Source organism: Actinobacillus porcitonsillarum, from assembly GCF_003101015.1.
GTDB lineage: Bacteria > Pseudomonadota > Gammaproteobacteria > Enterobacterales > Pasteurellaceae > Haemophilus_A > Haemophilus_A porcitonsillarum.
Map to the genome: position 1 here is coordinate 1,201,526 of NZ_CP029206.1, position 15,347 is coordinate 1,216,872.

Below are 15,347 nucleotides of genomic sequence, written 5' to 3' on the forward strand. Positions count from 1 at the left end.
TGCTATTACCAGAATAATAGTAGATTAAAACCCTCGCCCCTTGTGGGAGAGGGAAAGATTTTGCTTCGTTTAGAAGCAAAATCAGGGAGAGGGGGAAAATCTCATTTTATAAAACAAACAGAGGAACAAAAAAATGACTCCACATATTAACGCACCGGCTGGTGCATTTGCAGATGTTGTAATTATGCCGGGCGATCCGCTTCGTGCAAAATACATCGCAGAAACTTTCTTAGAAAATGCAGAACAAGTAACAAACGTTCGTAATATGTTCGGTTATACCGGTACTTACAAAGGTCGCCGTATTTCTGTAATGGGACACGGTATGGGTATCCCATCTTGCTCAATCTATGCGAAAGAGTTAATTACTGAATATGGCGTGAAAAAAATCATTCGTGTCGGTTCTTGCGGTGCGGTTCGTGAAGATGTGAAATTACGTGATGTAGTTATCGGCTTAGGTGCGTGTACAGACTCTAAAGTAAACCGTATGCGTTTTAAAGATCACGATTTTGCTGCAATCGCAGATTTTGATATGACCGCGGCAGCTGTTCAAGCAGCGAAAGAAAAAGGCGTGAATATCCGTGTGGGTAACTTATTCTCTGCTGATCTTTTCTATACTCCAGATCCATCTATGTTTGATGTAATGGAAAAATACGGCATCTTAGGTGTTGAAATGGAAGCGGCGGGTATCTATGGTGTTGCAGCAGAGTTCGGTGCAAAAGCATTAGCAATTTGTACAGTTTCAGACCATATTCGTACTCACGAACAAACCACAGCTGAAGAGCGTCAATTAACCTTCAATGATATGATTGAAGTGGCGTTAGAGTCAGTATTGATCGGCGATAAAGCTGAATAATTCACTTAATCCCTTAGCTTAGGCTAGGGGATTTTTTTTCGATTAGGTTGGAATTAAAATTCATAAAAAATGAATAATTATTCATTTTGCTTGAGTTTAAGAAAAAATAGGCATAAACTACGCTCGTATAAACAAACAAAAGGAAGAATAATGAGCAAATATAAAATTTTTGTCGATGGCGCAGTGGGAACAACAGGACTACGCATTTTTGATCGCTTAGCTGATGCCGAGGATATTGAACTTTTAACCTTACCTGAAGATCAACGTAAAGACCTCAATGCACGTGTTGCAAAAGTGGCAGAAGCGGATTTAACTTTTCTCTGCTTGCCGGACGAGGCGTCAAAAGAATTAGTCGCTCACGCACCAAGCCACGCTAAAATTTGTGATACATCAACAGCTCATCGTGTTAATCCGGATTGGGTGTATGGCTTTGCGGAATTGAGCGGACAAGCAAAAAAAATCAAAAACGCTCATCGTGTTGCCGTTCCCGGTTGCCACGCAACGGGTTATATCGCATTGGTGCGTCCATTGGTTGAGAAAGGGCTTCTACCGGCAGATTATCCACTCTCTTGCCACTCTTTAACGGGCTATTCCGGTGGTGGAAAATCGATGATTGCCGAATATGAAGATGAACAGCGTGCAGAAAAATATGCTGCACCACGTGTTTATGGCTTAGCCCTTAAACATAAACATTTACCTGAAATGCAAGCACTCACAGGCACGCAACAGCCACCGATTTTTACGCCAGTCGTTGCAGATTATTATAGTGGTATGTTGGTTACGGTTCCGCTCCCGATGTCAGCGTTACAAGCGGTCAAATCCGGCGAAGAAATTGCAAATTGCTTTGCGAAGTATTATCAAGGCAGCAAACTCATTCACGTACATCCGTTTGCGACATTACCTGAAGACGGTATGCTTGCCGCAAATCAACTAACGGGCAAAGATAATTTAGAAATCTTTGTTTATGGCAATGAAACCCAAGTTCTTTTAGCTGCACGTTTTGATAACTTGGGCAAGGGGGCATCAGGTGCGGCGGTGCAATGTATGAACATTATGCTAGGACGTGAAGAAACGGCAGGATTAGCCCTTTAATTTGAAACGGTACTCGAGGACGATATGCAAACCAACGAAATCAATCAACTTGCAAATTTATTAGAAAAATCGACCGCTTATTTAAATCAATGGCAAGATAAAACCATTGTTGTGAAATACGGCGGTAATGCGATGATTAACGAGGGCTTAAAAAAAGCTGTGATGCAAGATATTTTCTTGCTGAACCAGCTAGGCGTGAAAGTCGTATTGGTTCACGGTGGAGGCCCTGAAATTTCTCAAGGGGTAAAACTATTAGGCAAAGAACCACAATTTATCAATGGGCTACGTGTTACCGATCAAGATACAATTAACGTTGTATTACAGATGTTAGCCGGAAAAGTGAATAAAAGCCTAGTTGCCTTATTAAAAGGGAAAGGGATTGGGCTGTGTGGTATTGATGGCAATATGTTGCTGTGTGAAAAGCTCCAAGATGAAGTTGATTATGGCTTTGTTGGCGAAATTACGCACGTCAATACCGATACATTGAAAATGGCACTAGAAAATGGTTTTATCCCCGTGGTTTCTACGGTAGGCGTAGATGAAAATGGCGTAGTGTATAACATCAATGCAGATACGGCAGCGAGCAAAATTGCCATTGCCTTAAAAGCAGAAAAGCTAGTAAATATGACAGATATTGCCGGTTTATTGCGTGATCGCTACGATGAAGAAACCCTTATTCCTGAAGTGGAAGTGGGAGAGGTGCAAGGTTTGATTGATCAGGGCATTATTGCCGGTGGAATGATTCCGAAAATTGCTTGCTGCACCGACTTTATCAATGCCGGCGGTGTTGAAGCTAACATTATTGACGGACGTATTGAACACGCCATTCTTGTGGAATTATTTGGTGGCAAAAATGGAACAAGGTTTTATAAAAAGTAATCATTTTGCGATATTATGTCGCACTGGCACGTAAGCTATTTTAAGAAATTTGTGTAGGGGCAGGGTTTATCCCCGCCCCTACGAAAAAAATGAGGCTTCTTTGCTCATCTTACAAAGTTTAAATACTTGGTAACAGAAAAAAGCCTGTGGGCGAAATAAGGAAAAGAAAATGACAAATAATGACATCAAAAAATTAGATCATGATTATATTGCTCAAACTTATGGGCGTTTTGATTTAGCCCTTTCACACGGTAAAGGTTGCGATGTATGGGATTTTGACGGAAAGCAATATTTGGATTTTACCAGCGGTATTGGGGTAAATAGCCTCGGTTGGGCAGATGAAGATTGGTTATCTGCGGTTGTTAATCAAGCCGGTAAATTAGCACATACCTCTAACCTCTTTTTTACTGAGCCTTCGGCACAGCTTGCCAAAACATTGGTCAATACAAGCGGTCTAAAACGTGTATTTTTTGCTAATTCTGGGGCGGAAGCGAATGAAGGTGCAATCAAAACTGCTCGTAAATATAGTCACGATAAATATGGCAAAGACAGAGCAACAGTTTTAAGTTTAGTCAATTCTTTTCACGGACGGACAATTTCAACCTTAGCGGCAACAGGGCAAGATGTTTTCCATCAACATTTTTTCCCGTTCACACAAGGATTTGAGCATACACCGGCAAATGATATTCAAGCCCTTGAACAACGTTTAAAAGAAAACGATGTTTGCGCCATTATCTTAGAAGTGGTGCAAGGCGAAGGTGGCGTTTGTGCGTTAGAGGCAGACTATATGCAAGCGGTGCAACAATTATGCCAATCACAAGATATTATTTTTATTATTGATGAAGTACAAACCGGCATTGGGCGTACAGGTAGTTTATTTGCCTATCAACAATTTGGACTTCAGCCGGATATTATTACGTTAGCAAAAGGCTTGGGAGGCGGCTTGCCAATAGGCGCGTTTGTGCTAGGCGAAAAAGTAGCAAATACGCTTGGGAAAAGCGACCACGGTTCGACCTTTGGTGCAAATCCGGTAAGCTGTGCGGCGGCAAATGCGGTGCTCGCCAAAATAGATAATCACTTTTTAGCAGAAGTGAGCCGTAAAGGGGAAAAACTCCGTCAAGCCTTGGCAGATTTACCTCATGTAAAATCGGTCTCGGGGTTAGGCTTAATGCTCGGCATTGAATTTGAGGAAAACATTAAAGCCGCAGATGTGGTGGCAAAATCAATTGAAAACGGCGTTTTATTTTTAACCGCAAAAACAAAGTTGCGCTTATTACCACCGTTAATCATTAGTGATGAGCAAATTGAACATGGCATTTCAGTATTGAAAAGTGTGCTCAGCAAGATGTAATCGATTGCTTTTTCTATAATCAAAAATGGTCATCATTAAGATGACCATTTTTTTAAGAAATGTAAATAAATGATTGCCAATGAGTAAGTTTTGTAAATGAATGCAATCAAAGTACAACCGAACCTAAAATACATCTAAAATAAGAAAAATGCAATACTTTTGCATAAAATTTATTTATGAATTAAATTTTGTTCACAATTTTTTGTTATGAAAATTGTGGTTTTTTGGGGCTATTTTATTTTAGGGGTTTTACTATGAATAAAATATTCAAGGTAGTTTGGAACCATGCTACGCAAACGTTTACGGTTGTTTCTGAACTAGCTAAAAATCGAGGGAAGGTCTCTTCTCAAACAGATGAGAGAGGTGAACTTTCAACATCAAGAAGTTCAAGTGGTCAGATTTCTGGTGTTAGAGGTTTAACGCTTACTGCAATATCCTCCTTCTTTATCCTTTCAACTTTCTCACATAATGTTAATGCTGCTATTGCAATTGGGACTAATTCTGGGATATATGCGGCAACAGGCGATGGGACTACAAGTACAAGTGTTTCTAAAGGAACTACTAGTACGAATGTTTATGCTTATAACTACTATAACCCTGGTTCTAAATCTTATTCAAATAGATTAGCTGTTGAAGGGACAGGTAATACATTTTCTGATGTAAACTGGTCAGAAGGTATTGCTATTGGGCGATATACTAACGCCGTTAGCCAGACTGGTGTCGCAAGTAGTGTGGCAATTGGTGATTATGCGAATACATCAGGAGCTCTATCGGTCGCTATCGGTCCAATGGCACAAACAGGAAATATCGGCTCAGTTGCGATTGGTACTGCTTCTCTTGCTTATGGTTTTAACTCTTTAGCTATCATGCGACAATCAGCCGCAACAAGTGACTTTGCTATGGCAATGGGCTCTGCAGCATGGGCGGATGGTCGTTCAAGTGTGGCAATGGGTTCTTCAGCTACGGCGAAGGGTAAACAATCTTTCGCTTTAGGTAGTGCCGATCATGTGAATTTAGCTGGTGATCCAGGTAATGAAACATTAAGAACAAAATACGATGGTATGAATAATACCCAGTCTAATGGGGATCGTTCTTTCGCGATTGGTACATCTGCTAAAACCAATGGTAATGACTCTTTTGCATTAGGTTCAGATGCTCAAACCGGAACATTTAAGACTGAGAGAGATTCTTTTTTAAATGCAGATGTATTGAACCCGGATGTTGCGGCGCAAAGCTCATTTGCGATGGGGACAAAAGCTAGAGCATCTCAAGAACGAGCTTTCGCTTTAGGTACAACAACAAATGCGACTGGTGTTGATGCTTTTGCGCTTGGTACGAATGCAACTGCGAATCAAACAAGAAGTATTGCCTTTGGTACAAATACGACCTCAACAGGTGTCGATTCATTTGCGTTAGGGACAGAGGCAGATGCACGTGCAAATAATACCGTTGCTTTAGGTACAAATGCGACTTCAACTAAAGATAATGCTTTTGCACTTGGTACAAATGCATCTGCGACAGATTTATATGCTCTTGCACTTGGTGGAGAAGCAAAAGCATTTGGTAACGTATCTGTAGCTATTGGTGGTGCAGCTCATGCTACACAAGAAAACTCAATGGCAATTGGTCGCGAAGCTCGTTCTTATGGAAATAACTCTATTGCAATGGGTTCTTTTGCTAATGTTGCGAGTGAACGTTCTATTAGTATTGGAACTTCATCTGTAGTAAGAACAGATAAAACAGTAGCGATTGGTTCAGAAGCGTTGGTTGAACAAAATGCTAGTGGTAGTGTTGCTATTGGTGAAACATCAAAAGTTGTAAAAGGTGCTGAGAATTCTACTACGATTGGTTTTAATTCAACTGTAAGCGCTAAAAATGCGTCAGCAATTGGTGCGAAAGCGGTTGCATCTCATGAAAATGCAGTTGCATTGGGTTCAAATTCAGTAACTCGAGCTGCAACAAAAGAAACAACAGCAACAGTAAATGGTATTACTTATGGCGGATTTAGTGGTACGAATCCTTCAAGTGTAGTATCTGTTGGTAATGTTGGTGCAGAGCGTCAAATTGTAAATGTTGCTGCAGGTAAAATCTCATCAGATTCTACTGATGCAATTAATGGTTCTCAACTTTATGCGACAAATAACATTATTGGTAATGTAGCAAGTAGCATTGTAAATAACCTTGGTGGTGATGCTAAGGTAGATGGTAATGGAAATATTACTTTTAGTAACATTGGTGGAACCGGAAAAGAGACTATTCACGAAGCAGTACAAGCAGCAAAAACAGAAGTTAAAGCTGGTACAAATACTCGCGTAGAGAGTGCAAGTGCTACAGATGGTCATACAATCTACACTGTTCATGCAAATAACACTAAAGTGACTGAAGGCGAAGGTATTTCAGTTACCTCAACAACTAATGCTCAAAGTGAAACGAGCTATACAGTTGCCTTAAATGAAGACACTAAAAAACAGCTGAAAAAAGAAGAATCGGCTTCCGCAGGAAATAGTAATGTTAACGTTACGCTTAATGCTTCTAAAAATAATACAGGCGGTAACGACTATATTGTCACGTTAAATAACACATTAAATTTAACTGATGCAGGTTCTATTACTATTGGTGGAACAACTATCAATAATGATGGTTTAAAAATTACCAATGGTCCAAATATTACTTCATCAGGCATTGATGCAGGCGATAAGAAAATTACTAACGTGACAGCAGGAGATGTTTCTGTAAATTCGAAAGATGCTGTTAACGGTAGTCAGTTATACGCAACAAATCAAAATGTGACAACTATTCGTAATGAAGTTGCGAAAGGTTGGAATATCACTACATCGGGTAATACGACTACATCAAATGTAAAAGAAAATGTAGCGATGGGTGATACCGTAACCATTGATGGTGGTAACAACATTCAACTTACCCAAGAGGGTAAAAAAATTAGTATTGCAACCAGCATGACCCCGACCTTTACTAACGTAACGACGGGCAATACTGTCATGAATAATGATGGTTTAACAATCAAAGGTGGACCGAATGTTACAACATCAGGTATTGATGCTGGCAATAAAGTAATTACTAATGTATCAAACGGTAGCATTTCAGTTGATAGTAAAGATGCTGTAAATGGTAGCCAACTGTATTCTGTTAAAACTGTAGCTGATAGTGCTCTTCAATCTTTCACAACAAGCGTGAATGGTCAGAATGTAGAAACAATTAATAAAGATAATAACGATGTTGGCTTTGTTAATGGTAAAGGCACAACTGCGCGTAACGATAATAAGAATATTACTTTTGATATAAATACTACGTCATTAACTGCAGATGATAAAGGTAATGTGACTGCAGGTGATACAACGGGCGATACTTTTGTAAAAGCTGGCGATATTGCTGTAGCGATCAATAAAGCTGCTGCGGCTGCAAAAACAGAAGTTGAAGCAGGTAGTAATATTGAAGTTGCGAGTAAAACAGGTGCTAATGGTCAAACAATTTATAATGTTTCAACCTCGGCGAATCCAACGTTTACTAGCGTTACAACGGGTAATTCAGTATTGAATGACTCAGGTTTAACGATCACTGGTGGCCCAAGCATCACAAAAGATGGTGTTAATGCTGGTGATAAGAAAATTACCAATGTAACTGAAGGTAATGTGTCAGCAGACTCAAAAGATGCAGTTAATGGTAGCCAATTATATGCAACAAACCAAAATGTGACGAACATTACTAATGAAGTCGCGAAAGGTTGGAATATCACTACATCGGGTAATACTACAACTCCGGCAACAGAAGCTAAAGTTGAAATGGGTAATACGGTAACCATTGATGGTGGTAACAATATTCTTCTTACCCAAGACGGTAAAAAAATCAGTATTGCAACCAGCATGACCCCAACCTTTACTAACGTAACAACGGGCAATACTGTCATGAATAATGATGGTGTGAAGATTACTGGTGGTAAAGAGCCTGTGACGATTACTAAAGATGGTTTAAATAACGGCAATAATACCATTACTAATGTTGCTCCAGGCGCGAATGGTACGGATGCGGTAAATAAAGACCAGCTAGAAAAAGTAAATAGTACTGCATCAGCGGGTTGGAATTTAACTGTAAACAGCTCGAATAGTTCAAATGTAGCACCAAATGCGACCGTCGACTTAGCAAATAAAGATGGCAACATCATTATCACGAAAGAAGCAAACAATGTGACTTTTGGCTTAAATGATAAGTTAACGATTGGTGGTAAAGATGGCCAAAACGGTAAGATTGGTTTAGATGGCGCAAACGGTACCATTGGTTTAAATGGTAAAGATGGCGTATCTGCAAATATTACTGTTAAAGATGGCAAACCAGGCGTTGATGGTAAAAATGGTACAACTCGTATTGTTTATGAAAAAGCTGATGGCTCAACAGAGGAAGTTGCAACATTAAACGATGGGTTGATCTTTACTGGCAATAACGAAGTTCAGAATGCGCATAAACTTAACAGCGTGGTTAAAGTTGTTGGCGAAGGTGTTAATAAGGCCGTTTCTGATAGCTTCAAGAGCGCATCTGGCAACATTAATGTGAAAGCTAATGGTTCTGATACCCTTGAAATTCAGTTGAATAAAGATATCAACTTAACGACAGATGGTTCTGTAACTATTGGTGATACTGTAGTAAACCAAAATGGCGTAACTATTAAGAATGGTCCAAGTATTACCAAAGATGGTGGCGTTAATGCGGGAGATAAGAAAGTTACCAATGTCACTGCAGGTAATGTGTCAGCAGACTCAAAAGATGCGGTTAATGGTAGCCAATTATATGCAACAAACCAAAATGTAACCAATATTACTAATGAAGTTGCAAAAGGTTGGAATATTACTACATCAGGTAATACAACTAATCCAACAGTGACTAAAGTTGCGATGGGCGATACAGTGACTATTGATGGTGGTAATAACATCAATATTACTCAAACGGGCGCAAATATCAGTATTGCAACCAGCATGACCCCAACCTTTACTAACGTAACAACGGGCAATACTGTCATGAATAATGATGGTGTGAAGATTACTGGTGGTAAAGAGCCTGTGACGATTACTAAAGATGGTTTAAATAACGGTAATAACACTATTACTAATGTTGCTCCAGGCGTGAATGGTACGGATGCGGTAAATAAAGACCAGCTAGAAAAAGTAAATAGTACTGCATCAGCGGGTTGGAATTTAACTGTAAACAGCTCGAATAGTTCAAATGTAGCACCAAATGCGACCGTCGACTTAGCAAATAAAGATGGCAATATCGTTATCACGAAAGATGCAAATAACGTAACCTTTGCTTTAAACAACAATCTGACGATTGGTGGAAAAGACGGTAAGATTGGCTTAGATGGCACAAATGGTACCATTGGTTTAAATGGTAAAGATGGCGCGTCTGCAAATATTACTGTGAAAGAGGGAACTCCTGGCATCAATGGTAAAGATGGTGAAACCTTAACTCGCATTGTATATACCGATCCGAATGGTACAACACACGAAGTTGCAACCTTAGATGATGGCTTGAAATTTGCGGGTAATAAAGGTGAAACTATCGCGAAGAAATTAGGGGAAACCTTAAGTGTTGTTGGTACGCTAGCAAATGAAAGTGCCGCTTCCGCAAACAACATTCGAGTAGATAGCGAAAATGGTCAGTTAGTTGTTAAGATTGCGGAAAATCCAAGCTTTACCAGTGTTGTAACGGGTAACACCACGACGAATACTGATGGTGTGACGATTACCGGTGGCACGAATGGCACAGTAAGTGTGACGAAAGATGGCATTAATGCCGGTAATAACACGATTACCAACGTTGCTAACGGAACTATTTCTGAAAGTAGTAAAGAAGCGGTTAATGGTAGCCAGTTATATGCGACAAACCAAAATGTAACGAATATTACTAATGAAGTTGCGAAAGGTTGGAATATTACCACATCGGGCAATACCCAAAATTCGACAGACGCTAAAGTTGAAATGGGTAATACAGTCACTATTGATGGTGGTAATAACATTCAACTTACCCAAGACGGTAAGAAAATTACTATTGCAACCAGCATGACACCAAGCTTTACCACAGTAACGACGGGTAATACTGTCATGAATACTGATGGGGTAACGATTACAGGTGGAAACAAAGATACTGTAAGTCTTGGTAAAGATGGTTTAAATAACGGTAATAACACTATTACTAATGTTGCTCCAGGCGTGAATGGTACGGATGCAGTTAATAAAGATCAGTTAGATGCGGTGAATAGCACAGCATTAGCGGGTTGGAATTTAACGGTAAACGGCACAAACAGCTCGAATGTCGCTCCGAATGCAACGGTAGACTTAGCGAATAAAGATGGCAACATCATTATTACGAAAGACGCAAATAACGTTACATTTGCATTAAATGACAATATTACAATTGGTGGTCAAGGAAAAGATGGCACTGATGGTAAAGATGGTCAAATTGGTGTTGCAGGAAAAGATGGTAAAGATGGCGTCGTTATTAATGGTAACGGCACGATTGGCATCAATGGACGTGATGGTGTTGATGGCAAACCAGGTAGCAATGCAACCTTAACCGTGGTAGAAGGCAAACCAGGTATTAATGGCAAAGACGGTGACACTTTAACACGTATTGTATATACCGATCCGAATGGCACAACGCATGAAGTTGCAACCTTAGATGATGGCTTGAAGTTTAAAGGTAACACTGGCGAGACGATAGCGAAAAAATTAGGCGAAACGTTAAGCGTAGTGGGAGCTTTATCGGAGACAGCGGAAGCATCAGCAAACAATATTCGTGTAGATAATGTGAATGGTGAATTGGTTGTTAAGATTGCGGAAAATCCAAGCTTTACCAGTGTTGTAACGGGTAACACCACGACGAATACTGATGGTGTGACGATTACCGGTGGCACGAATGGCACAGTAAGTGTGACGAAAGATGGCATTAATGCCGGTAATAACACGATTACCAATGTCGCTAACGGAACTATTTCTGAAAGTAGTAAAGATGCGGTTAACGGAAGTCAGTTATATGCAACAAACCAAAACGTGACGAACATTACTAATGAAGTTGCGAAAGGTTGGAATATTACTACATCAGGTAATACTAATAACCCAGAAGTGACTAAAGTTGCGATGGGCGATACAGTGACTATTGATGGTGGTAATAACATCAATATTACTCAAACGGGCGCAAATATCAGTATTGCAACCAGCATGACCCCAACCTTTACTAACGTAACAACGGGCAATACTGTCATGAATAATGATGGTGTGACGATTACAGGTGGAAGCAAAGATACTGTAAGTCTTGGCAAAGATGGTTTAAATAACGGTAATAACACCATTACCAATGTGGCTCCAGGCGTAAATGGTACGGATGCAGTTAATAAAGATCAGTTAGAAGCGGTAAATAGCACAGCATCAGCGGGTTGGAATTTAACGGTAAACGGCACAAACAGCTCGAATGTCGCTCCGAATGCAACGGTAGACTTAGCGAATAAAGATGGCAACATCATTATTACGAAAGAGAACAATAACGTTACATTTGCATTAAATGACAATATTACAATTGGTGGTCAAGGAAAAGATGGCGCTGATGGTAAAGATGGTCAAATTGGTGTTGCAGGAAAAGATGGCAAAGATGGTGTCGTCATTAACGGTAACGGTACAATCATTGCAGGTCGTGACGGCGTAGATGGCGTAGATGGCCAAATTGGCGCGACAGGTAAAGACGGTGCATCAGTCGTATTAAACGGTAAAGATGGCTCAATCGGCTTAACCGGCCCGAAAGGTGCAGATGGTAAAGATGGCGCAAGTGCTAACATCAGCGTGAAAGACGGTGAGAAAGGCATTGCAGGAAACGATGGTAAAGACGGCGAAAGCAAGACACGAATCGTTTACGAAAAACCAAATGGTGAAACCGAAACAGTTGCGACATTAAATGATGGTCTTTACTTTACGGGCGATAATGTAAGTTCAGTGATAGCGAAAAAACTGAATGAGACATTAACGATCAAAGGTAACTTAAGCGAAGATGCAGCGGTAACCGATAAAAACTTACGTGTAGATAACGTAGATGGTGCTTTAGTCATTAAGATGGCAAAATCTTTAGCCGACTTAACGAACGCAACCTTTACTGATTCTACAAGTGGCATTACCACGGTAATTGGTGGCAATGGTACAACGATTACTGGCGGTGCGAATGGCACAGTAAGCCTCACGGATAAAGGTTTAGACAATGGTAATAACACCATTACCAATGTGGCACCGGGCGTGAATGGTACAGATGCAGTTAATAAAGATCAGCTAGAAGCGGTGAATAGCACAGCATCAGCGGGTTGGAATTTAACGGTAAATGGCACAAACAGCTCGAATGTTGCTCCGAATGCAACGGTAGACTTAGCGAATAAAGATGGCAACATCGTTATCACGAAAGACGCAAATAACGTAACCTTTGCTTTAAACAACAATCTGACGATTGGTGGTAAAGACGGCAAAGACGGTCAAATTGGCGTAAGCGGTAAAGATGGCAAAGATGGTGTCGTCATTAACGGTAACGGTACAATCATTGCAGGTCGTGACGGCGTAGATGGCGTAGATGGCCAAATTGGCGCGACAGGTAAAGACGGCGCATCAGTCGTATTAAACGGCAAAGATGGTTCAATCGGCTTAACTGGTCCGAAAGGCACGGATGGTAAAGATGGTGTAAGTGCTAATATTTCCGTGAAAGATGGCGCTAAAGGCTTAGATGGAAACGATGGTAAAGACGGTGAAAGCAAGACACGAATCGTTTACGAAAAAGCAGATGGCACAACGGAAGAAGTAGCGACGTTAAATGACGGCTTAATCTTCACAGGTAACAACGAAGTTAAGAATAATCATAAGCTTAACAGCGTAGTGAAAGTGGTAGGAGAAGGCGTAGATAAAGCGGCATCAGAAAACTTCAGTAGTGCTTCAGGTAACATTAATGTGAAAGCGAATGGCTCGGATACCCTTGAAATTCAGCTAAACAAAGATGTGAATTTAACGAAGGACGGTTCTGTCACAGTTGGTAACACTGTAGTGAATAACGAAGGTGTGAAAGTTGGTGATACATCATTAACTCAAGATGGCTTAACTATCAAAGATGGTCCAAGTATCACGAAAGATGGTATCAATGCAGGTAATAAAGTTATTACAGGCGTTGCTGATGGCGATATTTCTGCAAACTCAACTGAAGCAGTAAATGGATCACAGCTTTATACTGTTCAAGAAGCAGCTAAAGCTGCGAAGACAGAAGTTAAACAGGGTGATAATATTACTGTAACGGAAGATATTGGCGGTAATGGTCAATCTATTTATACCGTTTCGGTCAACAAAGATCTTGATTTAACTAAAGATGGTTCTGTTACTATTGGTAACACTGTAGTGAATAACGAAGGTGTGAAAGTTGGTGATACATCATTAACTCAAGATGGCTTAACTATCAAAGACGGTCCAAGTATCACGAAAGATGGTATCAATGCAGGTAATAAAGTTATTACAGGCGTTGCTGATGGCGATATTTCTGCTAATTCAACTGAAGCAATAAATGGCTCACAACTTTACAATGTGAAGAATGAGTTAACTCAGAATGCATTTGGTCTGAAAGACGAAAATGGAAAAGAAGTCATTCAAGATCTAGGTACAACGGTCTCTGTAATAGGTGATGGCAATGTGAAAACAAATGTGATCACAAAAGGAGATGGTACGAAAGCATTGGAAGTTAGTTTAGGCTCAGACATCTTAGTTGGCAAAGACGGAAAAGATGGTAAAGACGGCTCTATTGGTGTAACTGGTAAAGACGGCGCATCAGTCGTATTAAACGGCAAAGATGGTTCAATCGGCTTAACTGGTCCGAAAGGCACGGATGGTAAAGATGGTGTAAGTGCTAATATTTCCGTGAAAGATGGCGCTAAAGGCTTAGATGGAAACGATGGTAAAGACGGCGAAAGCAAGACACGAATCGTTTACGAAAAAGCAGATGGCACAACGGAAGAAGTAGCGACGTTAAATGACGGCTTAATCTTCACAGGTAACAACGAAGTTAAGAATAATCATAAACTTAACAGCGTAGTGAAAGTGGTAGGAGAAGGCGTAGATAAGGCGGCATCAGAAAACTTCAGTAGTGCTTCAGGTAACATTAATGTGAAAGCGAATGGCTCGGATACCCTTGAAATTCAGCTAAACAAAGATGTGAATTTAACGAAGGACGGTTCTGTCACAGTTGGTAACACTGTAGTGAATAACGAAGGTGTGAAAGTTGGTGATACATCATTAACTCAAGATGGCTTAACTATCAAAGATGGTCCAAGTATCACGAAAGATGGTATTGATGCCGGAGATAAGAAAATCACTAACGTAGCAGCTGGTAACGTTTCTGCATCTTCTAAAGACGCTGTAAATGGAAGTCAGTTATATGCAACAAACCAAAATGTAACTAACAATACAAATGCTATTAATAACGTTACAACCACAGTAAACAAAGGATGGTATGTTACAACCTCTGGTAATACGGAGACATCCAATGTGAAAAGTAATGTTAAGATGGGTGATACTGTTACAATTGATGGTGGTAAGAACATTAAAGTTAAACAGTCTGGTAATACAGTATCTGTAGCTACTGTTGATGACCCATCATTTAATAGTGTTACAGTCGGTGGCAATAATGGTGTAAATATTTCTTCAACCGAAGCTAAAGACGGTGTGAAAGAGTTAAGCGTTGGTTCTACGAATGCTCCTACTCGAGTAACAAATGTAGCTGCTGGTGTGAGAAATACAGATGCCGTTAATGTTGGTCAGTTAAAAGGTGTTGTAAACAATATTGATAACAAAGTGAATAATATGAATAAGGACTTGAAAGCTGGTATAGCAGGTGCTATGGCTGCAGGAAACTTATATCATGCAACTATTCCAGGTAAATCTATGGTAGCAGCAGGTGTTGGTACCTATAAAGGACAAGCTGCGTTATCTGTTGGTTACTCTCGTTTATCTGACAATGGTAAAACAGGTGTTAAAGTATCATTTAATACTGATTCTCGAGGCGGTGTAGGTGCTGCTGCGAGTGTTGGATACCAATGGTAAACTGACTTTTGAATAGTTAATACTATTTAATCTTTAAGAGCTAAGTTTAAACTAGAAC

The 15,347-nt window shown here is 40.1% G+C and carries 5 protein-coding genes; all 5 read left to right on the forward strand.

The features are described from left to right. Positions 1–133 precede the first annotated feature (133 nt). The 5 genes from deoD (at position 134) to DDU33_RS05965 (ending at position 15,289) form a co-directional block, all read left to right on the forward strand. Positions 134–853: a purine-nucleoside phosphorylase gene (gene deoD, locus DDU33_RS05945; RefSeq protein ID WP_005822742.1), complete on the forward strand. Its 720-nt coding sequence runs from the start codon at positions 134–136 to the stop codon at positions 851–853. A gap of 150 nt (positions 854–1,003) precedes the next feature. Beyond that, on the forward strand, positions 1,004–1,945 hold the full coding sequence (argC, locus tag DDU33_RS05950; protein WP_108923732.1) for an N-acetyl-gamma-glutamyl-phosphate reductase: 942 nt from the start codon (positions 1,004–1,006) through the stop codon (positions 1,943–1,945). A 24-nt stretch (positions 1,946–1,969) separates the two neighbouring features. Continuing rightward, positions 1,970–2,824 carry an acetylglutamate kinase gene (argB, locus tag DDU33_RS05955; protein ID WP_108923734.1) on the forward strand — a complete coding sequence of 285 codons (855 nt, stop codon included), beginning with the start codon at positions 1,970–1,972 and terminating at the stop codon, positions 2,822–2,824. Between the two features lie 169 nt (positions 2,825–2,993). Next, a complete protein-coding gene (locus DDU33_RS05960; RefSeq protein WP_108923736.1) occupies positions 2,994–4,175 on the forward strand; it encodes an aspartate aminotransferase family protein in 1,182 nt (393 codons plus the stop codon). Positions 4,176–4,429: 254 nt separating this feature from the next. After that, a complete protein-coding gene (locus DDU33_RS05965; RefSeq protein WP_108923738.1) occupies positions 4,430–15,289 on the forward strand; it encodes an ESPR-type extended signal peptide-containing protein in 10,860 nt (3,619 codons plus the stop codon). The last annotated feature ends 58 nt before the right edge of the window (positions 15,290–15,347 follow it).

Excerpts from the sequence above, each read along its gene's own strand:
- deoD (WP_005822742.1), top strand. The coding sequence starts at position 134 with ATGACTCCACATATTAACGCACCGGCTGGTGCATTTGCAGATGTTGTA.
- argC (WP_108923732.1), top strand. The coding sequence starts at position 1,004 with ATGAGCAAATATAAAATTTTTGTCGATGGCGCAGTGGGAACAACAGGA.
- argB (WP_108923734.1), top strand. The coding sequence starts at position 1,970 with ATGCAAACCAACGAAATCAATCAACTTGCAAATTTATTAGAAAAATCG.
- DDU33_RS05960 (WP_108923736.1), top strand. The coding sequence starts at position 2,994 with ATGACAAATAATGACATCAAAAAATTAGATCATGATTATATTGCTCAA.
- DDU33_RS05965 (WP_108923738.1), top strand. The coding sequence starts at position 4,430 with ATGAATAAAATATTCAAGGTAGTTTGGAACCATGCTACGCAAACGTTT.